Consider the following 23,239-nt stretch of genomic DNA (forward strand, 5'->3'; position numbering starts at 1 on the left):
TATACATAGATGCAGCCGGGTCGCAGTGTTGAAAAGCGGGTGACAGTGGAGGCGAGTCCATACATAAGAGCGGAACCATAGGCCGCCGTTACCTAAATAACGGATATACACACAAGAACAAGTAAATACCGGACCTTCTCAAAACAAAAACGGCAGTGAACAGCATTACGATCAATAAGGTGCATTTGTGGCCCGGCGACGCAGCAGCAAAGTCAGCCCCAGTCCGCTGACCGACAGCAACGCGGCACAGAAGAAGATCGACGAATAACCCAAGTTCAATGCCACCGCGCCCATCAGCGGGCCGGCAATCGCCAGCGCCAGGTCAAAGAACACCGCGTAGGCGCTCAAACCCGCACCACGGCTGGTGTTCGGCACTTGCTTGATGGCCTCCACCCCCAGCGCCGGGTACACCAACGACAGCCCGAAGCCGGCCAGCCCGGCACCGACCAGGGCGAACGGGGTGGACGGCGCCAGCCACAGCAATACCAGCCCGAGGGTTTCGATGCTCATGCAGGCAATGGCCGAGTTGAAGCCACCGAAGCGGGCGATGCTGGAAATGAACACCAATCGCGCGAGGATGAAGCAGATGCCGAAGACTGTCAGGCACCACGCCGCGCCGGTCCAGCCGCGGCTGATGTAAAACAGTGTGATGAACGTGGTGAGCGTGCCGTAGCCGATCGACGCCAGGCTCAGGCCCGCGCCGTACGGCGCAATGCGCGCAAACACCGCCCAGAAAGGCAAGCGCTCGCCGCGAATGACCGGCACCGACGGCTTGTTGCGAATCATCAACAGTGCAGCACCCGCCAGCAATGACAGGGCGATGCCCAGGCTGGCAAAACCCAATTCACTGACCATCACCACCCCCAGCGGTGCGCCAATCGCGATAGCCCCGTACGAGGCGATGCCGTTCCAGGAAATCGAGCGGGCCGTGTGCTCCACCCCCACCTGACCCATGCACCAACTGATGGTGCCCACGCCAATCAGCCCCTGGGCCACGCCGAGCAGCAGGCGGCCGGCGATCAGAATCAACAGGCTGGTTAGCGCAAAGCTTTGCAGCAAGGTCGAGACCAGCGTCAGCACCCCGCTGAGCACAATCCCCGACAACCCATAGACGATGGCGCGCTTGGTGCCGAGGCTGTCTGAGAAGCGCCCGGCCATGGGGCGGCTGAGCAGGGTCGCCAGGTACTGTGAACCGATGGTCAACCCGGCCACCACCGCGCTGAAGCCCAGCTGTTCGTGGACATACCCGGGCAACACGGCAATCGGCAGGCCGATGCAGAGAAACGCGATGAAGGTGTAGAAAACGATGGAGACGATCTGCAGGGTGATCGACAAGGAGCTGGAAGCAGAGGAGGGCGTGGGCATGGGCTCGTTCGCGGGCAGCGGTAAGAGAGCCTCATCATGGCGCGAGGTGAGGATAAAAGAAAGCAGGCTAACTAAATGTCTTGAGGAGACTGGGTGTTCAGGCTGGATTGATGCTGTGTGTGCTGACGCCATCGCGAGCAGGCTCGCTCCCACAGGATTTTGTGGCGTACACAAATGCTGCGTACACCCCAAATCCAGTGTGGGAGCGAGCTTGCTCGCGATGGCGGTGGGGCAGGCAGTACGATTGTCAGGGCCTCATCGCGAGCAAGCTCGCTCCCAGGTTTTTACCCTTGGAATACACAAAAAGCCCTGTCGCAATGGACAGGGCTTTTCACTTGCAGCGTGCAGCTAAGGGCTCTATTTAGAACACCACACCCTGGCTACGCAGGTAGTCGTCATAGGTGCCGCTGAAGTCGACCACGCCGTCGGCGCTCAGTTCGATGATGCGGGTGGCCAGGGACGATACAAACTCCCGGTCATGGCTGACGAAGATCAGCGTGCCCGGGTAGTTTTCCAGCGCCAGGTTCAGCGCTTCGATGGATTCCATGTCCAAGTGGTTGGTCGGTTCATCCATGACGAGCACGTTCGGCTTCTGCAGAATCAGCTTGCCGAACAGCATGCGACCCTGTTCACCACCGGAAATGACCTTGACCGACTTGAGGATCTCGTCGTTGGAAAACAGCATGCGGCCCAAGGTGCCACGAACCAGTTGTTCGCCGCCCTGGGTCCACTGGCCCATCCAGTCGAACAGGTTGACGTCGTCTTCGAAGTCATGGGCGTGGTCCTGGGCGTAGTAGCCCAGTTCCGCGGCGTCGGTCCATTTCACGGTGCCGGCATCCGGTTCCAGTTCGTTGACCAGGGTACGCAGCAAGGTGGTTTTGCCGATACCGTTCGGGCCAATGATCGCAACGCGCTCACCGGCTTCGACGGTGAAGCTGAAGTCCTTGAACAGCGGCTTGCCGTCAAAGCCCTTGGCCATGCGTTCGACAATGACCGCCTGGCGGTGCAGTTTCTTGGTCTGCTCGAAGCGGATGAACGGGCTGACGCGGCTCGATGGCTTGACCTCGGCCAGTTGGATCTTGTCAATCTGCTTGGCGCGGGAGGTGGCTTGCTTGGCTTTCGAGGCGTTGGCCGAGAACCGGCTGACGAACGACTGCAGTTCGGAAATCTGGGCTTTCTTCTTGGCGTTGTCCGACAGCAGTTGCTCGCGGGACTGGGTCGCCACGGTCATGTACTCGTCGTAGTTGCCCGGGAACAGGCGCAGCTCGCCGTAGTCCAGGTCCGCCATGTGGGTGCAGACACTGTTCAGGAAGTGACGGTCGTGGGAGATGATGATCATCAGGCTCGACCGCTGGGTCAGCACGTTTTCCAGCCAGCGGATGGTGTTGATATCCAGGTGGTTGGTCGGCTCGTCGAGCAGCAGCACTTCCGGGTCGGAGAAGAGCGCCTGGGCCAGCAGCACACGCAGTTTCCAGCCTGGCGACACTTCGCTCATCGGGCCGAAATGCTGTTCGATGCCAATCCCCAGGCCCAACAGCAGTTCACCGGCGCGGGATTCGGCGGTGTAGCCGTCCATCTCGGCAAATTCGGTTTCCAGCTCGGCCACGGCCATGCCGTCTTCTTCGGTCATTTCCGGCAGCGAATAGATGCGGTCGCGCTCGGCCTTGACCTTCCACAGCTCTTCGTGACCCATGATCACGGTGTCGATCACGGTGAATTCTTCGTAGGCGAACTGGTCCTGGCGAAGTTTACCCAGGCGCACGTTCGGCTCGAGCATGACCTGGCCGCCGGAGGGCTCGAGGTCGCCGCCGAGGATTTTCATGAAGGTCGACTTGCCGCAACCGTTGGCGCCGATCAGACCGTAGCGGTTACCCGCGCCGAACTTGACCGAGACGTTTTCGAACAGCGGCTTGGCGCCGAACTGCATCGTGATGTTAGCTGTAGAGATCAAAGGTTTATCCTGCGGAACATTCAGAGTAGCTAAGGGTGCGGCAGTACCTGTTCAGTACCTGTTTGCGCACGTTTCGACCGCGCAAAGGCGTAGTGGTCGCAAGCGCAAGGGTCCATCCGGCATAAGAGGACAGCAGCATACGGAGCGCCTGGCCCGGGTAGACGTGCGCCGAAACCGTGATTTGCGGTATCGGCCAAAGGGGGCGCGTGATAATTGGCGGCGATTGTACTGATCTGGCCGGATAAACGATAGGGTATTGCCCGGACAAGACAGTTTTTCACAACTTCAGGATAACTTTTGGTTACAAACTGTGGCTAAAATGCCACCTCACCCCATGCCATCTCCCTTGCCGCTTGGCTGGCCCGGAGACGCAGCCTGTTCACTCCTGCATTGTGACGGACTTTCGTGAAGCTCATCATTGTCGCGATCTACCTCCTCTCCATTGGCTACGTTCACCTGCGCGGGCGCGTGCGGCATAAGATCGGACGCCAGTTGAGCGATCATTCATCCTTTCTCGCACCGATCAATTGCCTGCTTTACCTGTGCTCGAAACTGCCCAACAGGCCCTTCCTGAGCCCGGCGCAGTTCCCCGACCTGAGTCCGTTGCAGGCCCATTGGGAAGAAATCCGGGCCGAAGGCCAGAGCCTGCTGCACGCGGGGGAGATCAAGCGTTCCAATCAGTACGACGACGTGGGCTTCAACTCGTTCTTCAAGACCGGCTGGAAGCGTTTCTACCTGAAGTGGTACGGCGACAGCCATCCGTCGGCCATGAAACTGTGCCCACGCACCACCGAACTGGTGCAGAGCATCGGGTCGATCAAGGCGGCGATGTTTGCCGAGTTACCGCCGGGCTCGAAGCTGGTCCGCCACCGTGACCCGTATGCCGGCTCCTATCGGTATCACCTGGGCCTGGAAACGCCCAATGATGCCGGCTGCTACATCAATGTCGATGGCGAGCCGTATCATTGGCGTGATGGCGAGGCGGTAATTTTCGACGAAACGTTCATCCATTACGCCGAGAACACCACCGCCCACAACCGCATCATTCTGTTCTGCGACGTGGAACGGCCGATGAAGTTTCGCTGGGCCACCGCATTCAACCGCTGGTTCAGTCGCACCGTAATGGCGGCGGCCGGTGCGCCCAACGACGCGGGCGACAAGACGGGCGGTCTGAACCGGGCCTTCTCCAAACTCTACAAGATCCGCTTGCAAGGCAAGGCCCTGAAGAAGCGCAACCGCACGCTGTATTACCTGCAGAAGTGGGCTTTTTTCGGCGGTTTGCTGGCGATCTTCGTCTGGATCTGAACACTGCACTCATCCTTGTGCCTCGGGTTTTTGCGCATCCAGTTGCTCCCACATCTTCGCCGTAATCCGCTGGCGGTGGTTGTAGCCTTCCCAAGGGTCGGCGTCCAAGCCCTTGGCCCGTTCCAGCGCGGTATAGATGTCCCATTGCTGGGCGTTGCGCAGGGTCTGCAGCTCGTCCCGGGCAATTGGCACCGAGACTGGCAGGCCTGGCCTGGCGCGTACCGAGTAGGCGGCCACCGTGCTGGCCCCGCGGGCGTTGCGCAGGTAGTCGACGAATATTTTTCCGACGCGGTTCTTCGGTCCCATGGTGGCGGTGATGCGCTCGGGCATTTGCCGGGTCAGGAACTGGGAGATGGCTTTGGCGAACGCCTTGATGGTGTCCCAACCTTCATTTCTCGCCAAGGGCACGATCACGTGCATGCCTTTGCCACCGCTGGTCTTGAGGAAGGCCTGCAAGCCCAGTTCGTCGAGCACCGCCAAAGTCATGCGGGTCGCCTCGATCATGGCGCTCCAGGGCAGCGACGGGTCCGGGTCCAAGTCCAGGACAAACAGGTCTGGTGTCTCGATCCGGTCGTGGGTCGCGGCCCAAGTGTGCAGTTCCACCGTGCCCATCTGCGCCGCGCCGACCAGCGCGTGGATATCATCGATTTCCATCAGGGCTGCATGGCCTGGGTCCAGTTGCGGATCCAGCTGCTTGATGTGGGGGATCTCCAGGCGCTCGGCGTGTTTTTGAAAGAACAGTTCTTCGCCGATACCGTCCGGTGCCCGCAGCAGTGCGACCGGGCGCAACTTGAGGTGCGGCAGGATCCAAGGGGCGATGTCCAGGTAATATTGCGCCAGCTCGGCCTTTTGCACGCCGCTGACACTGTCGATGACCCGCTCGGGGTGGGTGATCGTCACCCCGTCGACTTTGGCCGTGCCGGCTTTTTTGCGACGCTGGGGTTTTAGCGTGGTGGGCTTTATCGGCAAGGGCTGCTCGCGAACCACCTTGCTGGCGGACTTATGGGTCGGCAAGCCCAGGAAAATAGCCTGCCGCACCTGACTATCGCGGGTCCACTCGGTGAACTCGACTTCACAGGTCAGGGTCGGCTCGACCCATTGCACGCCGCGTCCCTGCGCCCCCTTGAGCGGCACAGCCAGCGGCGAGGTCTCGCGCTGCTGTGCACACAGTTGCTCATGCAGTTGTTTGATTTGTACCTGGCTGAACCCTGTGCCGACCCGGCCGGCATACACCAGCCCCTTTGGCTCGTTGACAGCCAGCAGCAGCGCGCCGAAACCGCTGCGCTTGCCTTGGGGGCGGGTGAACCCGACGATAACAAAGGCTTGGCGCAACCGGCACTTGAGCTTTACCCAATCGGCGCTTCGCTGGGACATATAAGGGCTGCCCTGGCGTTTGCCGACCACGCTGTCCAGTGACAGCGCGATGGCGCTTTCGAACATATCGTGCTGGCTGGCGGAAAACGATTCGGAAAAACGCAGGCGCTTGCTGGCGTTGTTGCTGAGGGCTTTTTTCAGCGCGGCGCGGCGTTCCTCCACCGGTGCCTGGCGCAGGTCTACGCCATTGAGAAAGGGCGCATCGAACAGGAAATACACCATGTCGACCGTGCGGCTGATTTCGAACGCCTGGCGCAGGGCCGCGAAATCGGAGTGACCGGTTTCATCGAGCAGGACCAACTCGCCGTCCAGCCAACTGTCCCCCAGACCCAATCCGGCCACGGCGTCGGCATGCAGCTTCAGTCGATCCGTCCAGTCTTGGTGGTTACGGTTGTATAACCGGACTTCGCCGTGTTCGATGCGGCTTAGCAGTCGATAACCGTGGAATTGGACTTCATAGCGCCATTCACCGGTGGGTGGCTCCTCCACGGGCGTCGCCAACTGCGGCGCCAGGCGTTCGGGCAGGCGGTCGCCAGGGGCTGCCGTTCCCCCTCGGCCAGGATTGCGGGGCGTCGTTGCGCCCGATTCGGCATTGGATAAACGAGCAGATTCACTCTCGGCGTTGGCCATGACAGATTCCCTTGTATAGCACGCGCCAGGGTTTTAGCCCTGGGAGGCCTTGGTGGCTTTTTTGGCAGGAGCGGATTTGCGGGGTTTCGCAGGTTTTGCAGGCGCCTTCCCGGCGGATTTGTCGTTGGCCTTGCCCTTGCCGCCCAGGCTGCGCTTGAGCAGCTCGGTCAGGTCGATGACATCGGCGGTCTTGCGTTGTTCTTCGCCTGGATCGGTCTCCACGGCTTCGAGGCGGCCTTCGTTGGCCTTTTTCTCCACCAGCTCCATGATCTTGTCTTCAAAACTGTCCCGGTACTCTTGCGGCTCCCAGTCGGCGCTCATGTCCTGCACCAGGCGCTTGGCCATTTCCAGCTCGCCCTTGGCCAGGGTCGGGTTCGTGACCTCGTCACCCAGTTCCAGGATATCCAGCTCGCGTACTTCCGCAGGCCAGCGCAGCATCACCAGCACCAGGGCCGATTCCAGGGGCATGAGGGCGGCCAGGTGCTGGCGGGTATGCAGCACGACGTGGGCCAGGGCTACTTTGTTGGTCTTGACCAGGGTTTCACGCAGCAAGGCGTAGACTTTGCCGCCACGCTTGTCGGGAGCGAGAAAGTAAGGCGTGTCGATGTTTTGCAGGGGGATCTTCTCGCTGTCGACAAAGGAAAAGATATCAATGGTCTGGGTGGACTTGGGGTGGGCGGAGCGGATTTCCTCTTCGCTGAGTAGCACGTACTGGCCTTTCTGGTACTGGACGCCCTTGACGATGTCTTCCTTGGTCACTTCCTTGCCCGTGACCTTGTTGACCCGCTTGTAGCCCACCGGGTCCATGCTGCGTTTGTCCAGCCAGTCAAAATCCACACCCTGGGAAGAGGTGGCCGACACCAGCGCGACAGGAATGTGGACCAGCCCGAAACTGATTGCGCCTTTCCAGATTGCCCGAGCCATGGTGGTGTTTTCCTTGCCTGTGGATGTCTCTCTGGTGACCTTCGCGCTTCGGGAAAAGTTTCCATCATTCACTGCCTGCTTCACTGTGGGAGCGAGCTTGCTCGCGATAGCGGCGGTACAGACGCTATGGGGGCAGGCTGATCCATCGCCATCGCGAGCTCGCTCCCACAATGGTTCGGAGACTCTTGGTTACATCTTCACCGGGATATTTCGCTTAACAAGGGCGAACCTGCGGCGTAGCGTGCTTTCGATATGCCTGAACCCAAGAGGTGCCCCAATGAACAGGCTGATGCTCGCCATCATGACGCTATTGCTGACTGCCGCTGCTCAGGCCGCCACGCCCAGCGCAGGCCCAATGGTTCTGGCCCAGAACCTGCCGGGCAACAACAATCCCTATAACAGCCCGACGCGCCGGGCCAATCCCAACAGCATGCAGGGCACCCGACCCAACGTGCCGACGATTCATAACAACCCGACAGTGCCGGTACCACGACCGCCGACCCTGGAAAACGGCGGCATCGGCAATGGCTATCCCCGGTCCGGCCAGCCGTCGAGTTCGCCGCGACCGACCATCGAGTCTCCCACGCCACCCAGGAACAGCCAGAATGGCAACCGCTAGGCGCTGGAGCCCGTCGTTCTCTTTCAACACCGCAGAAGGAAATGTGCATGTTGCGTAAAACACTCCTGGCCGCGTTCTGCGCCAGCGCTGTCCTGACCCTTGCCACGCCGACCATCGCCGCGCCAACTCAGTCTTTCAAAAGCGAAGAGGGCACCCTGGAAGTGACCACCGTGGTCAAGGGGCTGGAGCACCCTTGGTCCGTTGCATTCCTGCCTGGCCAACAGGGCCTGTTGGTGACGGAGCGAGGGGGCAACCTGCGCATGGTCAGCCCCGACGGCCAATTGTCCGCGCCCCTGAGCGGCGTGCCCGACGTGTGGGCCAAGGGGCAGGGCGGTCTGCTGGACGTGGTGTTGTCGCCGGACTTCAAGCAGGATCGCACCGTCTACCTGTCTTATGCCGAGGCGGGCGCAGACGGCAAGGCCGGCACCGCCGTGGGACGCGGGCAACTGTCCGAAGACCTCAAGAGCCTGAAGAATTTCGACGTGGTCTTCCGCCAGCAACCCAAGCTGTCCACGGGCAACCACTTTGGTTCGCGACTGGTCTTCGACCGCGACGGCTATTTGTTCATTACCCTGGGGGAAAACAACGACCGGCCCACCGCCCAGGACCTGGACAAGCTGCAAGGCAAGGTCGTGCGCATCTACCCCGACGGCAAGGTGCCTGACGACAACCCGTTCGTTGGTCAGAAAGATGTCCGTCCCGAGATCTGGTCCTACGGCGTGCGTAACCCCCAGGGCGCCGCCCTCAATCCTTGGAATGGCACCCTGTGGGAGAACGAGCATGGACCCCGAGGCGGCGATGAATTGAACATCATCGAGCGCGGCAAGAACTACGGCTGGCCACTGGCGACCCACGGCATCAATTATTCCGGCGCTCCGATTCCCGAAGCCCAGGGCAAAACCGTCGAAGGCGCCCTCGACCCTTACCACGTCTGGCAGGTCTCACCCGGGCTCAGCGGCATGGCGTTCTACGACCATGAGCGTTTCAAGGCCTGGCAGCACAGCGTGTTCATCGGAGCCCTGGTGTCCGGGGAACTGATTCGCCTGCAATTGCACGACGACAAGGTCGTCCATGAAGAGCGCCTGTTGGGCGAGCTCAAGGCGCGAATCCGCGATGTTCGCCAGGGCCCGGATGGGTATCTCTATGTGCTGACGGATGAAGATGACGGGGCCTTATACAAAGTTGGACTCAAGTAATTGGAGAAAAATGTGGGAGCGAGCTTGCTCGCGATTGCTATGGGTCAGCTGACATTGATGCTGACTGACACTCCGCTATCGCGAGCAAGCTCGCTCCCACAGGCCATGCTGCTCACTTAAGGTCACTGCGGCGAATATCAAATGGCACTTGATATTGCCCATTGACTTGCCGCCAACGCACCGCTAATTTCCAGGCATGAATTCAATCGTACTGCGCAGCCAGCCAAGCATTATTACCGCCATTCCTTATTTGGCGGGCTAGCTGACGGCTGCACCGAACCCGCCCTCGAGGCGGGTTTTTTCTTTCTGTCTCCTGGGCTCCGACCGAACCAGGAGATCGCCATGACCGCTGCCCACGCCGAGCAAACCCTACTTGAGCACTATGTAAAGAGAATCCTCGCCGCGCCGGTCTACGAATTGGCCGTGCGCACGCCACTGCAAGCGGCGCCCGCACTGTCCGAAGCCCTGGGCAACCGGATCCTGCTCAAGCGCGAAGACTTGCAACCGACCTTTTCCTTCAAGGTCCGCGGTGCCTACAACAAGCTCGTGCACCTGACCCCGGAGCAGCGGGCCCGTGGCGTCATCACCGCGTCAGCCGGCAATCACGCCCAGGGCGTCGCGCTGGCGGCACGGGAGCTGGGTATTTCGGCCAGCATCGTCATGCCCGTGAGCACCCCGCAACTGAAAGTGCTGGGCGTGCGCAACCGCGGCGCCGAGGCGTTGCTGCATGGGGAAAGTTTTCCGTTTGCCCTGGCCCATGCGCTGGAACTGGCGGAGCAGACCGGGCGGGAGTTCGTCTCGCCGTTCGATGACCCGGACGTGATTGCCGGCCAGGGCACCGTCGCCATGGAAATCCTGCGCCAGCATCCTGGCCGGCTGGACGCGATTTTTGTCCCGGTCGGCGGCGGTGGGTTGATCGCCGGGATCGCCGCCTACGTCAAGTACCTGCGCCCGGAGATACGCATCATCGGCGTCGAGTCACAGCACTCGGCCTGTCTCCAGGCCGCGCTGGCCGCAGGGGAGCGGGTCACCTTGCCCGAGGTGGGAACCTTCGCTGACGGCGTGGCCGTGGCGCAGATCGGTGCCCATGGCCTGGATATCTGCCGTTTCTGTGTCGACGAGGTAATGACCGTGACCAACGACCAACTGTGCGCCGCGATCAAGGACATCTATGACGACACCCGTTCCATCACCGAACCGTCAGGGGCATTGGCGGTGGCGGGCATCAAGCAATATGTGGCGCGCACGGGCGCGCGAGGCGAGACGCTGGTAGCGATCGATTCGGGTGCCAACATCAATTTCGACAGTTTGCGTCACGTGGCGGAGCGGGCGGCGGTGGGCGGTCTTTGAGCTTTTTTACGCGACGTCACACTTTTTTTGAACCAGGCGACGGATGCCCGCTTGCTCCTTCGCATTAGGGGCTACTCTAGGTTGCGAACAGGATCAAAGCGATTGCACTTTGCATGGAAAAAGCATCGTTTCCTTGCATTTTGCACGAACCCTGTGGCGCAGGACGGAGCTAAGCGCTTGATTCATATCAATCCGGAAGGTCGTCAATACAGGCATAATTTTTGCGGGATGATTCAGGAGTTCGCTTGACGAACTCGTTAACTGAAAGCGCCAAAGAAAGAACGAACGGCACGGTATTCGTAGTCCCAGTCCGCAGGGAAGAAAACGGACGAAAATACCGCCGTCGTGAACATAAATTGGCCGCCTCAACAGGAGAGAGTCGCCATGTTTCTATCTGCCCTCGAAATGCGAAACATCATTGAAAGCAGTTTGCTGCCCAAGCGCTCGCAATGCACCTTGTCACCTGAGTTGGTGATGACGATCAAGATCTTCGATGACCACAGGACCGATCATGCGGCCCTGATTAAAACCGGCATCGATGCCAGCAAGCTTACCGGTTGCCGGGCCATCAACGACCTGATCGCCGAGCTGCGTACGGAGCTTGACCATAACCCCGCCGCTGGCAATCACTTTCATCAGCAACATCATCGAATGACCGGGCGCTGATTACGGCTTTGTCCTGATTAATCCGACGCTCGGGTCCGGCGATGTCCGAACCCGGCGTCCAGTTTTTCAACTGTGGCGCGCGCTCAGGCCAGTTGCTGCCGGTAGGGCAGGTCCGGGCCGGTTTTGCCGCACGTCAGGGCCGCAGCGCGAATGGCGAATTCCAGCATGGCGCTGATCTGCTCACGGGTCAGCGTCTGCAGGCCCTCGATCGAATCCAATTGTTGTTCAGTCAGCCAGGCAATCAGCGCGGCCTGGAAGGTGTCGCCTGCCCCCACGGTGTCGGCGATCTTCACTGGGCACGCTGGCAGGGACCATGTGCCGTGCTGGCGACTGAAGACCGTGGCGCCCTGGCCGCCGCGGGTCAGGAAAACCAACTGGCAACGGTGCTTTAGCCAACCGTCGATGACCGCCTGGGGTTCGACCTGCGGGTAGAGCAGGCTCAGGTCTTCATCACTGACCTTGATCAGGTCGGCATATTGCACCAGTGTCGCGATCCGCGAGCGCCACAACTCGATATCCGGCTGCGGGTTGAGTCGTACGTTCGGGTCGAGGCTAATCAGGCGCCGGCCGCTCTCCCGTTGCACCAGGGCCAGAAGTGTGTCGGCAATGGGCTGGACCACCAGCGAGAACGAGCCGACATGCAAGCCATGCACTTCAGGACCGAGGTCCGGTAGATGGGCCAGGCTCAGTTGCCGGTCGGCACAATCTTCTCCGCGAAAGCTGTAGTGGGGTGAACCATTGGCGCCGACGGCGACCATCGCCAGGGTGGTCGGCGCGTCGAAGTCCAGCAGGTATTGGCTGCTGACACCTTCGTTGAGCAATACCTGCTGCAGGCGACGGCCCAGGTAGTCGGTGGACAGCCCGGTAAACAGCGCCGATTCAACACCCAGGCGGCGCAACCCCACCGCCACGTTGAACGGCGAGCCGCCGGCAATCGCCTTGTAGTTCACCTGCGAGGCAGGGCCATTTGCCTCGGTTTCACTGAAAAAATCAAACAGCGCTTCACCACACACCAAATACATAGTTGCCCGCTCTCAAAGGGTTGCGACGTGTTGTCGGTAACGTTCATACGCCTGCTGGGACGCCGCGACGTGTGTGGCCACTGGCCGGGTTTCGCTGGCCGGGTCGAGCTTGACGCAGCGCTCGCACAGTTCGGCCAGACTGTCTTGCGCGCCTGAATGGCACCACGCCGCCTGGATCGCCGCACCTAACGCCGCCGCTTCGCTTTGTTCGGTGCAGATGACCGTGGTGTCCATGATGTCGGCGACGATCTGCCGCCACACCGGGCTCTTCGAGCCGCCGCCGATCAGGCGAATGCTCTGGGCCTTGAGTCCGTTGGCCCGCAGCAGGTCCAAGCCATAGCGCAAACCGAAGGTCGTGCCTTCGACCACGGCGCGGCACAGATTGGCCCGGGTCAAGTTGGTGGTGGTCAGGCCCAGCAGGCTAGCGGTGGCATGGGGCAGGGCAGGCACCCGCTCGCCGTTGAGGAACGGCAGCATGCACACACCCTCGGCGCCAATCGGGGCCTGGACCACCTGGGCGTTGAAAGCGTCGATATCCAGGTCCAGCAACTCGCGAATCGCCCCGGTGGCGTTTGTCAGGTTCATGGTGCAGATCAGCGGCAGCCAGCCACCGCTGGAAGAGCAGAACGTCGCCACTGACGGTTGCGGGCTGACCGCAGGTTCGGCGGCATAGGCATAGACCGTACCGGAGGAGCCGAGGCTCATGGTGATCACGCCGGGCTGGATATTGCCGGTGCCGATGGCGCCCATCATGTTGTCGCCGCCGCCACTGGCTACCACCGCGTTGGGGTTGATGCCCAGGTGCGCGGCAATGGCCGGCAGGATGCGCCCGACCGGCTGATGCGCCTCGATCAGCTCCGGAAGCGCCATTAGCAGGCGTTCGCCGGGATCGATGTGTTGCAACAACTGCACGTCCCATTGACGGGTGCGCACGTTGAAGTAGCCGGTCCCCGAGGCGTCGCCGTATTCGCTGCAATGGCGGCCGGTGAGCCAGTAGTTGAGGAAGTCGTGGGGCAGCAGGACGCTGGCGATGCGTTCGAAAACCTGGGGATGCTGCTCCCGAGTCCAGAGCAGTTTGGAAACCGTGTAGCCCGGCGCGATCACCACGCCGAGGCGTTCGAGGCTGCCGTCTTCACCGCCCAGGTGCGCCAGGAGCCGATCGTTTTCCGGCGTCGTCTCGGTGTCGCACCACAGCTTCGCGGGGCGCAAGACCTGGCCTTGCTCGTCAAGCAACACCAAGCCGTGTTGCTGGCCGGACACGCCGATGCCGAGGATCGCCTGGCCATCGACCCCGGCGGCAGCCAAGGCCTGATGGGTCGCCTGGGTGAATGCATCGAGCCATTGCTGGGTGTCTTGCTCACGGCGACCGTTGGCCCCGCTGATCATGCTGTGGGCAGCTGCGCCCTGGCCGAGTACCTGGCCGCTGAGCGCATCCAGGATCAGCGCCTTGGTGCCTTGGGTGCCGCAGTCGATGCCCAGGAACAGTTGTTGGTTTGCCATAAAAATCCTCGGATCTAAGAACAAAACACAGGGCCTGTGGCGAGCGCCTTATCTGTGGCGAGGGGATTTATCCCCGCTGGGCTGCGAAGCAGCCCCAAATGCATCTGCTACTGCGATGTATCAGGCAGTACGTTGGGGGCCGCTTCGCGCCCCAGCGGGGATAAATCCCCTCGCCACAACAGTGGTTCGCGGTCGGGCCTTAGTTCGCCTCGGTCAGTACCCGCTCAAGTGTTCGCGTAACCCCGTGCTCGCGCAAGCTGTTGCAGCACCATTCGAAGGCTGCCACGAATTCTGGCGAACGGGGGATCGCGGTGCCAAAGATTTCTTCCACCTCCAGCAGCCGCTGGGTCACCAGCGCATCGTCAGCCACCAAGGCCTGGCAGAACGCCGCCCGTGGGTCCGGGATCGAATACGTCACGCCGTTCTCGTCCACACCCTTCAGGTACACCGCCCAGGCCGCCACGACCAGCGCCGCACGGCGGGTTTCGCCGCGGTCGGCAATCAAACGATTGATGGTCGGAACGGTGAATTTTGGAAACTTCGACGAGCCGTCCGAACAGACCCGCTCCAACTGGTCGGCAATCGCTTGGTTGGAAAAGCGTTCCACCAGGGTGTTCTTGTAGTCGGTCAGGTCGATGCCCGGCACCGGTGCCAGCTGCGGCGTCACGTCCAGGTCCATGTAGGCGCGCATGTAACGCACGAACAGCGGGTCGTTCATGGTTTCGTGGACGAAGCGATAACCTTTGAGAAAGCCCAGGTAGGTCAATGCCAGGTGACTGCCGTTGAGCAGCTTGATTTTCATCTCTTCATAAGGTGAAACGTCATCGGTGAACTGCACGCCAACCTTTTCCCAGGCCGGGCGACCGTTGACGAACTTGTCTTCCAGCACCCATTGCACGAACGGTTCGCAGACCACCGGCCAAGCGTCGTCGATGCCGTGTTCGTCATGCAATTGCAAGCGATGGGCGCTGCTGGTCATCGGGGTAATGCGATCGACCATGGCATTGGGGAAACTCACGTTTGCGTTGATCCATTGACCCAGTTCCGGGTCGCGCAGCGCGGCAAACGCCAGCAGCGCCTTGCGAGTGACTGCGCCATTGTGGGGCAGGTTATCGCAGGACATCAGCGTGAACGCCGGGGTGCCAGCCGCGCGGCGCTTGGCCAGGGCGGCACAGAGGAAGCCGAAAACCGTTTTCGGCGCCTCGGGATGGGCCAGGTCGTGCTGGATCTGCGGCAGGTGGGCCATGAACTCGCCATTGCTGTCGTCGATGCAATAGCCACCTTCGGTGATGGTCAGCGAAACGATGCGGATTTGCGGGTCGGCCAGTTTGTCGATCAGCGTCTGGGCGCCATCCTCGGCCAATAGCATGTCGGCGATGGCGCCGACGACGCGGACTTCGGTGTCGTCGGTGTCGCCCAACTCATAAAGCGTGAACAAATAATCCTGGCCGGCCAGGTCATCCCGGGCGCGACGGTCTTCGGGTCGAAGTCCTACGCCACAAATGGCCCAGTCGAGTCCTTCGCCGGTGTTCATCAACGCATCGGTGTAATACGCCTGGTGCGCACGGTGGAAACCACCCACGCCGATGTGGGCGATGCCCTGGCGACGGTCGCCCAGGTTATAAGCGGGCAGGGCGACCTCGGCGTTGAGGTTGTGCAGGTTCTGTCGGTTGAGTTTCATCACAAGTCTCTACAATCAGGCGGCAGCACGCAGCGCGCGGGAGACCGCTACGCCTTCGGCATCGAATAAATGGCAGTGTTCAGCGTCCAGGTGCAGGCTCAGTTGCTCACCGAAACGGCTCGCCAGGTCGCCGCGGACCCGCATGGTCAAGGCTTCGCCGGACGTCGTGACGACGTGACAGAAGGTGTCGCTACCCAGTCGCTCACTGACGTCGGCGGTGACTTGCAGGGTGCAATCGCCCGGTTGCGCCAGGTTCAGGTGTTCCGGACGAATCCCCAGGGTCACCGCGCCGCCGACGCTCAGGTTGGCACCGCTCAATGGCAGGCTGATACGCGTGCCGGCGTCCAGCAGGACTTCACAACCCTGGCTGTCCAAGGCGGTGACCTTGCCTTTGAGAAAGCCCATTTTCGGCGTGCCGAGGAACCCGGCGACAAACAGGTTGGCCGGCTGGTGATACAGCTCCAGCGGCGAGCCAACCTGTTCGATGCGCCCGCTATTGAGCACCACCACCTTGTCGGCCAGGGTCATGGCTTCGACCTGGTCGTGGGTCACGTAGATCATCGTCGCCTGCAGCTCCTTGTGCAGGCGTGCCAGTTCCAGGCGCATCTGCACCCGCAGGGCGGCGTCGAGGTTGGACAAGGGTTCGTCGAACAGGAAGATTTTCGGGTTGCGCACAATGGCCCGGCCGATTGCCACGCGCTGGCGCTGGCCGCCGGACAGTTGCTTGGGCTTGCGCTCGAGCATCGGCCCCAATTCGAGGATGCGCGCCGCTTCGTTGACCTTCTTCTCGACTTCAGCCTTGGGCACACCGGCCAGGTCCAGGGCGAAAGACATGTTCTTGCGCACGCTCATGTGCGGATACAAGGCATAGGTCTGGAACACCATCGCCAGGTCGCGCTTGGCCGGGCTGACTTCGGTAATGTCCCGGCCATCGAGTTCGATGGTGCCGTCGCTGACCTCTTCCAAGCCGGCGATCAGCCGCAGCAGCGTGGACTTGCCGCAGCCCGATGGGCCGACGAAGACCACGAACTCGCGGTCGTTCACCTCAAGGTCGATACCCTTGATGATGGAGAAGCCTTCGAAACCCTTTTGCAAATTCTTGATTTTCAGGTTGGCCATGATGATGGGCCTCCACTTCTGATAATGGTGTAGGGCGGGTTATTTCACCGCGCCGAAGGACAAACCGCGCACCAGCTGTTTCTGGCTGATCCAGCCAAAGATCAGGATCGGCGCGCAGGCCAGGGTCGAGACGGCCGATAATTTGGCCCAGAACAAACCCTCCGGGCTGGAGTAGGAAGCGATCAACGCCGTCAGGGGCGCGGCCTTGGAGGAGGTGAGGTTCAGCGACCAGAACGCCTCGTTCCAGCACAGGATCAGCGACAGCAGCACGGTGGACGCCAGGCCGCCCTTGGCGATGGGCAGCAGCACGCGGACCATTTCCTGCCAGAGCGTGGCGCCATCCAGGCGTGCGGCCTCGAGGATGTCGCGAGGAATGTCCTTGAAGTAGGTGTAAATCATCCAGACCACGATGGGCAGGTTGATCAGTGTGTAGATGATGATCAACGCGATACGCGTGTCCAGCAGGCCAAACTGCTTGGCCAGCAGGTAGATCGGCATCAGTACGCCCACCGGTGGCAGCATTTTGGTGGAGAGCATCCACAGCAATGTGCCTTTGGTGCGCTGGGTTTCATAGAACGCCATGGAGTAGGCCGCCGGCACCGCGATCAGCAGGCAAAGGGCGGTGGCGCTGAAGGAAATCACCACCGAGTTCCAGGCAAAGCTGAAGTAATTGCTGCGCTCGTTGATGTGCAGGTAGTTCTCCAGGGTCGGCGCGAAGATGAACTGCGGCGGTGTGGCGAACGCATCGATTTCGGTCTTGAAGCTGGTCAGCACCATCCAGAAGATCGGAAAGAAGATCAGGATCGCGATGGCCCAGGCCAGCGTGCCCAACAGCAGGCTTTGCAGGCGACGGGATTGTTGAAGAGTCATGGCGACGGCCTCATTGCTTGTCGGTGAGGTTTTTGCCGATCATCCGGACGAGGATGATGGCGGCGATGTTGGCAATGACCACGGCAATCAAGCCACCGGCCGAAGCCATGCCGACGTCGAACTGCACCAGCGCCTGGTTGTAGATCAGGTACGCGAGGTTGGTGGAGGCATAGCCGGGGCCACCGTTGGTGGTGGTGAAGATCTCGGCGAACACCGACAGCAGGAAGATGGTTTCGATCATCAGCACCACGGCAATCGGGCGGGCCAGGTGCGGTAGGGTCAGGTGCCAGAAGATCGCGATGGGGCCGGCACCGTCCAGGCGGGCGGCTTCTTTCTGTTCCTGGTCCAGCGACTGCATGGCGGTCATCAGAATCAGGATCGCGAAGGGCAGCCATTGCCAGCTCACGATGATGATGATCGACAGCAGCGGGTAATGGGCCAGCCAGTCCACCGGCTGGGCGCCGAACAGCTTCCACACCGAGGCGAGGATGCCCGAGACCGGGTGGAAGATCAGGTTTTTCCAGATCAGCGCACCGACGGTGGGCATGATGAAGAACGGTGAGATCAGCAGCACACGAACGATGCCGCGACCGAAAAACTCACTGGCCTCCAACAGCGCGCTGATCAACACCCCGAGGACGATACTGATCAGCAACACGCTGCCCACCAGCAACAGGGTATTGGTGGCGCCGGGCATGAAACCCGAGTCGGTGAGGAAATAAGTGAAATTTTCCAGTCCCACGAATTCGTTTTCGCCGGGATAGAGCAGGTTGTAGCGGATCAGCGAGAAATAGACGGTCATGCCCAGCGGCACGATCATCCACAGCAGCAATAAGGCGACCGAAGGGCTGACCAGGAACCAGCCCGGGTTGGCCAGGCGAAGCTTGCGCGCCGGTGGGGCGATCTCGATGGGTGCTTTGGCGGTTGTCGTTGAGCTATTCATGGCATTGAACCGATTTTTGCGGGCCTATGAAGATCCACTGTGGGAGCGAGCTTGCTCGCGATAGCGTCGTGTCAGTCGCCCGTGATAGTGGCTGGGAGGCCCTCATCGCGAGCAAGCTCGCTCCCACAGGAACCGGGAGCGGGCCTCAATGAGTTGACTACTTGGGATACCCAGCGCGTTTCATCTCGCGTTCGGTGGTGGACTGCGCGGCGGTCAACGCCTGGTCCACGGTCTGCTGGCCGGTCAGCGCGCCCGAAAAGAACTTGCCCACTTGGGTGCCGATGGCCTGGAATTCGGGAATGGTCACCAACTGGATGCCGATGTAGGGCACGGGCTTGAGGGTAGGGGCTTTCGGGTCGGCGACTTTCAACGATTCCAGGGTCACCTTGGCAAACGGCGCGGCCTTCATGTACTCGTCGCTGTAGGTCGAGGTGCGGGTGCCTGGTGGTACGTTGGCAATGCCGTCGGTCTTGGCGACCAATTGGTTGTATTCCTTGGACGTTGCCCAAGTGGTAAAGACCTTGGCGGCGTCCTTGGCTTTGGAACTGGCCGGGATGGCCAGGGACCAGGAGTACATCCACGAGGTGCCCTTGTCGGTTTTTTCGTGGGGAGCGAAGGTGAATCCGACGTGATCGGCCACCTTGCTCTGGGTCTTGTCGGTGACAAACGAGCCGGCGACGCTGGCATCCACCCAGATCGCGCATTTGCCGCTGTTGAACAGCGCGAGATTTTCGTTGAAACCGTTGCTGGAAGCCCCCGGCGGGCCGGATTTTTTCATGTTGTCGACGTAGAAGTTCAGTGCATCCTTCCACTCCGGGCCATTGAACTGCGGCTGCCACTTCTCATCGAACCAGCGCGCGCCAAAGCCGTTGGCCAGGGTCGTGATCAGCGCCATGTTCTCGCCCCAGCCCGCCTTGCCCCGCAGGCACAGGCCATACTGTTCCTTGGATTTATCAGTGAGCTTTTCTGCGAACTCACCAATCTGGGTCCAGGTCGGGTGTTCGGGCATGGTCAGCCCGGCGTTCTTGAACAGGTCCGTGCGGTAATAGGTGATCGAGCTTTCGGCGTAGAACGGCAGGGCGTACAGCGAGCCTTTGATCGACAAGCCATCGCGCACGGAAGGGAAGACGTCATCCAAGTCGTAGGAGGCCGGCAGGTCCTTCATCGGTTCCAGCCAGCCCTTGGCGCCCCAGAGTGCAGCTTCGTACATGCCAATGGTCAGCACGTCGAACTGTCCGCCTTGGGTGGCGATGTCGGTGGTCAAGCGTTGGCGTAGGACGTTTTCTTCGAGCACCACCCAATTCAGCTTGATGTCCGGGTGCTCGGCCTCGAAAGTTTTCGAGAGCTTTTGCATGCGGATCATGTCGCTGTTGTTGACCGTGGCAATGGTGAGGGTCTCTGCGCCGAAGCTGACGCTGCTGAGGGTCATGCAGGTGGAGACAAGCAGAGCTTTTACCGAAGGTTTCATCGCGCACTCCTTTTCCGCGCCCGAAGGCTGCAGAAGGACAGTTATTGTTTTTGTGTCTTCCGGATGAAGGGAAGAATGTGCGCTGATTACAGCCTTCAATGGGCGGCGTGACAAATCATCCGTCGCACTTGTGCTGATACTTTTTTGCACTGCATGGGGCGGCGATGGAAATTATCTGTGGGAGCAAGGCTTGCCCGCGATGAAGTTGACACGGTCTTCCGGGGAGCCGAGGCGTCTGCATCGCGGGCAAGCCTTGCTCCCACATAAATTCCGCCACAGAAATGAGCCGAGATTCAGCCCTGGTTCTGCTCGGTCAACCGCTGCACCGCCAACCGCCGGTAGTGGGAAGGCGTCATGCCCTTGAGCTGTTGGAAACGCCGGTTGAAATTGGAGATGTTGTTGAAGCCGGATTCAAAACACACATCCGTCACCGGCTTGTCGCCATCGGCCAGCAATTCGCAGGATTTGCTGATGCGCAGGCGATTGACGAATTCGATGAAGCAGCGGCCGGTGGCCTGTTTGAACACCCGACTGAAATAGGTGGGCTTCATGCCCAGGTGCTCGGCGACTTCTTCCAGGGGCAGCTCCCGGGCGTAATGGGCAAAGATGTAGTCCACCGCGCGGTTGGTGCGGTCGATGCTGTGTTCGTCCGCCGTTTGCGGGGCGGTCGCGCCGGACAGCAGTTGGTAGTCATCCGTGGCGGCCAGCAGCTCCATCAGGATGAAAAAGTGCCCCAGTCGGCTCATGCCCTGGGAGTCGGCGATGCGCTGCATCAGGGTCATGGCCTGGCGGATGGTGCGCTTGCAGCGGAACTCGATGCCGTATTGGGCGCGTTCGAGCAGCGGTGCGACCGTCTTGAGTTCAGCGAATACCTGGTGGCCGCTTTCGAACAACTCGTCGGTGAAGTTCACCAGCATGTCGCGCTTGGGCACCACTTCGTCCTCGGCCACCTGGCTGATCCAGTTGTGGGGCAGGTTGGGCCCGGTGAGAAACAGCGACTGGGGGTAGAAGTTACCGATGTAGTCGCCAATGAACACCTTGCCGGAACTGGCGACGATCAAGTGCAGCTCGTATTCCTTGTGGAAATGCCAGCGCACCAGCGGGCAGGGAAAACCATGCTGGCGGTAGATGATGGACAGCCCGTTATGGTCGTCCATCAACTCATAGGAGGGGTCGGTGACTCTGGCTGTTCGGGTCATGGGCCTGGCGCTTTTATTGTTATCGCCGTTGGATAATGCCCCCTTCGCCAGGCGGGTGCCACTCTGACGTCTAACCGTTGCGATTTTTTTCTTCGATCCACTGGGACATGTATTGGGTGCTTTTGTGCTGGTGGTGACGCAGCATGCTGCCGGTGAAATTGTCCCGGCGTCGTTGCCCCAGGTCCGCCCGGCAAGCGTTGATGCTGTCGATCAGCGCCGGCCCATGCACCTGTTGCTGGTAGCGGCTCTCCAGCAGCGCCAGGCCTGCCTCCTGGGCCTGGGTCCAACGTGCCTGGTCGCTATACAGCTGCACTGCCGCGCGGGCGATGTCTTCGGCGCTCTGGGCTATCGACCCGGGCCAGGGCATGTCGCCATGCATGGCTTCGGCCCCCACAGGCGTGGTGACATTGGGGGTGCCGCAGAGCATGGCGTCGATCAGCTTGCCCTTGATCCCGGCGCCGAAACGCAACGGCGCCAGGCAGATGCGTGCGGCCGACATGACCTGCAAGGCGTCCTCGGCCCAGTTCATGATGTGGAAGCCCTGGGCCGGGTTATGCAACGCGGCGGCCTTGGGCGGGGTGTAGGCGCCGTACAGGTGCAGTTGCGATCCGGGCAATTGCTGGCGGATCAGCGGCCAGATGGCGTTTTTCATCCAGAGCACGGCGTCCCAGTTCGGCGCATGGCGGAAGTTGCCGATGCTCAGGAAATGCGCCCGATCCGAGAATGGCACCGGAGGGCCGCTGGGCAGGTCCAGCATCAACGGGCACCAGTGCAGCAGGTTGCGGGGCAGCTTGAAGTGCTCCACCAACAGTTCGATTTCAACCTCGGACACCATGAGGTTGAGGTCGCAGCGGTACAGGGCGGCGACTTCCCGCTTGGCCAGGTCGGTGTCGGCCATCCGTTGGAACTCCTCGCCCAGGGCCGGGGCGAAGAGGTCGCTGAAGTCTTCGCTCGCCTCATCGTGCTTCAGGCGCTCCTTCAGGCGTTGATGCCGGGCGTGACGCAGGCTTTGCAGATCGGAGGTCTCCAGCACTCGCAGGGCGCCGGGGCAGTGCTTTTCGACGCGCCAGCCGAACTGTTCCTCCATCATGAACTGGTCGAACAGCACGATGTCGGGCGCAAGTGTATGGATGAACGCGTCGAAGCTGCTGTTATTGAGTTCGATGGGCACTTCGCGGATGCCCAGCGCGACCAGGTCGGCGCGCTGCTCGCCCGGGCCAGCCGGGCTGCTGAAGGTGATGTCCCAGCCTTGGCCGAGGAAGGTGTCGAGGATTTGCATGATGTGCCCACTGGCCGCCGATGAACGCGGCTCGGGCCAGACATAGCCGATAACCAGGACTTTGGTGGCGGTGGGGTGACGCATGGGCAGGGGGTTCCTTGGCGCGAATCAGGCGCCATCGGCGCGCGGGGCGCCGATAGTGACCAAGAATGCGATCCGGCTCAAGCAAGAATGCGTTTGACCTTGTCCCGCAACTGATCGATGGAGAAGGGCTTGCCGATCACCGACATGCCCTCAGGCACATCGATGCTTTCTGCGTAACCGCTGGCAAACAGCACCGGCAGTTGCGGCCGCTCGAGTCTAGCCTTCTTGGCCAGTTCCCGCCCGTCCATTATCGGCAGGCCAACGTCGGTCATCATCAGGGCGATGGGCTGATCGTGGTCGGACAAAAACTCCAGGGCCTGCTTACAACCGTCCGCCTCCAGCACCTGATATTCCAGCTCTTCCAACACGTCAACGATCAGCATCCGTACAATATCGTCGTCTTCGACTACCAGGATGGTGGGTTGGGTGGCGGCAGGGGCGGTGGACATAATAGACATTCTCGAAAGATGGGAGCGGGAAGGGCACGGAAAAAAACTGGCCTCATTCATGAGCCTCTTTTATGAGTAAGCGCCAAGGCGGCACAAGTTCCGTAGGTTGTACAAGAAAGGATCTATAGTACAAGAGCTGACAAGGATAGTCGCTTCCCTGCTACAAGACGGATCGTCGTGGGATTTGCGTCTTTGACTTGTCAGAAAATGTGGATCCAAGCGCGTTTTTTCGGGCAAACTCCACC

General features: G+C 60.9%; 18 protein-coding genes and 1 pseudogene. 5 read left to right on the forward strand and 14 right to left on the reverse strand.

What is annotated here, in order from left to right:
* Nucleotides 1-171 precede the first annotated feature (171 nt).
* Both AC3A5O_RS00005 and AC3A5O_RS00010 read right to left on the reverse strand, forming a co-directional pair.
* Nucleotides 172-1,365, reverse strand: a complete 1,194-nt coding sequence (locus tag AC3A5O_RS00005; RefSeq protein WP_487752694.1) for an MFS transporter — start codon at nucleotides 1,363-1,365, stop codon at nucleotides 172-174.
* 361 nt (nucleotides 1,366-1,726) lie between these two features.
* Nucleotides 1,727-3,316, reverse strand: a complete 1,590-nt coding sequence (locus AC3A5O_RS00010) for an ABC-F family ATPase (protein ID WP_003181279.1) — start codon at nucleotides 3,314-3,316, stop codon at nucleotides 1,727-1,729.
* Nucleotides 3,317-3,721: 405 nt separating this feature from the next.
* Here AC3A5O_RS00010 and lpxO point away from each other — a divergent pair, with 405 nt between their 5' ends.
* Entirely contained in the window at nucleotides 3,722-4,621 is a 900-nt protein-coding gene (gene lpxO, locus AC3A5O_RS00015; protein WP_122567335.1) for a lipid A hydroxylase LpxO, read from the forward strand.
* A gap of 9 nt (nucleotides 4,622-4,630) precedes the next feature.
* On the opposite strand, the gene ligD is transcribed toward lpxO, so the two are convergent.
* On the reverse strand, nucleotides 4,631-6,625 hold the full coding sequence (gene ligD / locus AC3A5O_RS00020) for a DNA ligase D (protein WP_487752695.1): 1,995 nt from the start codon (nucleotides 6,623-6,625) through the stop codon (nucleotides 4,631-4,633).
* A 33-nt stretch (nucleotides 6,626-6,658) separates the two neighbouring features.
* Complete coding sequence (ku, locus tag AC3A5O_RS00025; protein WP_305467143.1) at nucleotides 6,659-7,549, reverse strand: non-homologous end joining protein Ku; 891 nt, start codon at nucleotides 7,547-7,549, stop codon at nucleotides 6,659-6,661.
* Between the two features lie 277 nt (nucleotides 7,550-7,826).
* On the opposite strand from ku, the gene AC3A5O_RS00030 reads away from it, so the two are divergent.
* The 4 genes and pseudogenes from AC3A5O_RS00030 to AC3A5O_RS00045 all read left to right on the forward strand — a co-directional run bounded on the left by AC3A5O_RS00030 (nucleotide 7,827) and on the right by AC3A5O_RS00045 (nucleotide 11,380).
* Entirely contained in the window at nucleotides 7,827-8,168 is a 342-nt protein-coding gene (locus tag AC3A5O_RS00030) for a hypothetical protein (protein ID WP_122567338.1), read from the forward strand.
* Nucleotides 8,169-8,215: 47 nt separating this feature from the next.
* Nucleotides 8,216-9,364 (forward strand): PQQ-dependent sugar dehydrogenase, encoded by a 1,149-nt coding sequence (locus tag AC3A5O_RS00035; RefSeq protein WP_487752696.1) that lies wholly within the window; start codon nucleotides 8,216-8,218, stop codon nucleotides 9,362-9,364.
* A 342-nt stretch (nucleotides 9,365-9,706) separates the two neighbouring features.
* Nucleotides 9,707-10,705 (forward strand): annotated as a pseudogene (gene ilvA, locus AC3A5O_RS00040) (threonine ammonia-lyase, biosynthetic); the annotation flags it as partial.
* Between the two features lie 393 nt (nucleotides 10,706-11,098).
* Nucleotides 11,099-11,380 carry a DUF1652 domain-containing protein gene (locus AC3A5O_RS00045; protein WP_122567341.1) on the forward strand — a complete coding sequence of 94 codons (282 nt, stop codon included), beginning with the start codon at nucleotides 11,099-11,101 and terminating at the stop codon, nucleotides 11,378-11,380.
* Nucleotides 11,381-11,463: 83 nt separating this feature from the next.
* Here the strand turns inward: AC3A5O_RS00045 and AC3A5O_RS00050 are convergent, their stop codons facing one another.
* The 10 genes from AC3A5O_RS00050 to AC3A5O_RS00095 all read right to left on the reverse strand — a co-directional run bounded on the left by AC3A5O_RS00050 (nucleotide 11,464) and on the right by AC3A5O_RS00095 (nucleotide 22,994).
* Complete coding sequence (locus tag AC3A5O_RS00050) at nucleotides 11,464-12,402, reverse strand: carbohydrate kinase family protein (protein WP_487752697.1); 939 nt, start codon at nucleotides 12,400-12,402, stop codon at nucleotides 11,464-11,466.
* Nucleotides 12,403-12,414: 12 nt separating this feature from the next.
* Nucleotides 12,415-13,902 carry a xylulokinase gene (gene xylB, locus AC3A5O_RS00055; protein ID WP_487752698.1) on the reverse strand — a complete coding sequence of 496 codons (1,488 nt, stop codon included), beginning with the start codon at nucleotides 13,900-13,902 and terminating at the stop codon, nucleotides 12,415-12,417.
* A gap of 199 nt (nucleotides 13,903-14,101) precedes the next feature.
* Entirely contained in the window at nucleotides 14,102-15,583 is a 1,482-nt protein-coding gene (locus tag AC3A5O_RS00060) for a mannitol dehydrogenase family protein (protein ID WP_487752699.1), read from the reverse strand.
* A 15-nt stretch (nucleotides 15,584-15,598) separates the two neighbouring features.
* Nucleotides 15,599-16,702: an ABC transporter ATP-binding protein gene (locus tag AC3A5O_RS00065; protein ID WP_122567345.1), complete on the reverse strand. Its 1,104-nt coding sequence runs from the start codon at nucleotides 16,700-16,702 to the stop codon at nucleotides 15,599-15,601.
* 39 nt (nucleotides 16,703-16,741) lie between these two features.
* Nucleotides 16,742-17,572 (reverse strand): carbohydrate ABC transporter permease, encoded by an 831-nt coding sequence (locus tag AC3A5O_RS00070; protein WP_039590930.1) that lies wholly within the window; start codon nucleotides 17,570-17,572, stop codon nucleotides 16,742-16,744.
* A gap of 10 nt (nucleotides 17,573-17,582) precedes the next feature.
* Complete coding sequence (locus AC3A5O_RS00075) at nucleotides 17,583-18,515, reverse strand: carbohydrate ABC transporter permease (protein ID WP_305467134.1); 933 nt, start codon at nucleotides 18,513-18,515, stop codon at nucleotides 17,583-17,585.
* A 157-nt stretch (nucleotides 18,516-18,672) separates the two neighbouring features.
* Nucleotides 18,673-19,983, reverse strand: a complete 1,311-nt coding sequence (locus tag AC3A5O_RS00080) for an ABC transporter substrate-binding protein (RefSeq protein ID WP_487752700.1) — start codon at nucleotides 19,981-19,983, stop codon at nucleotides 18,673-18,675.
* A 293-nt stretch (nucleotides 19,984-20,276) separates the two neighbouring features.
* Nucleotides 20,277-21,182, reverse strand: coding sequence for an AraC family transcriptional regulator (locus tag AC3A5O_RS00085; RefSeq protein WP_053119509.1), 906 nt, complete (start codon nucleotides 21,180-21,182; stop codon nucleotides 20,277-20,279).
* Between the two features lie 70 nt (nucleotides 21,183-21,252).
* Nucleotides 21,253-22,545 carry a glycosyltransferase gene (locus tag AC3A5O_RS00090; protein WP_487752701.1) on the reverse strand — a complete coding sequence of 431 codons (1,293 nt, stop codon included), beginning with the start codon at nucleotides 22,543-22,545 and terminating at the stop codon, nucleotides 21,253-21,255.
* Nucleotides 22,546-22,622: 77 nt separating this feature from the next.
* The gene (locus AC3A5O_RS00095; protein ID WP_122567349.1) at nucleotides 22,623-22,994 is read right to left on the reverse strand and encodes a response regulator; all 372 of its coding nucleotides are present in this window, start codon (nucleotides 22,992-22,994) and stop codon (nucleotides 22,623-22,625) included.
* Nucleotides 22,995-23,239 lie beyond the last annotated feature (245 nt).

It is taken from the genome of Pseudomonas sp. Soil_N_39, from assembly GCF_057655955.1.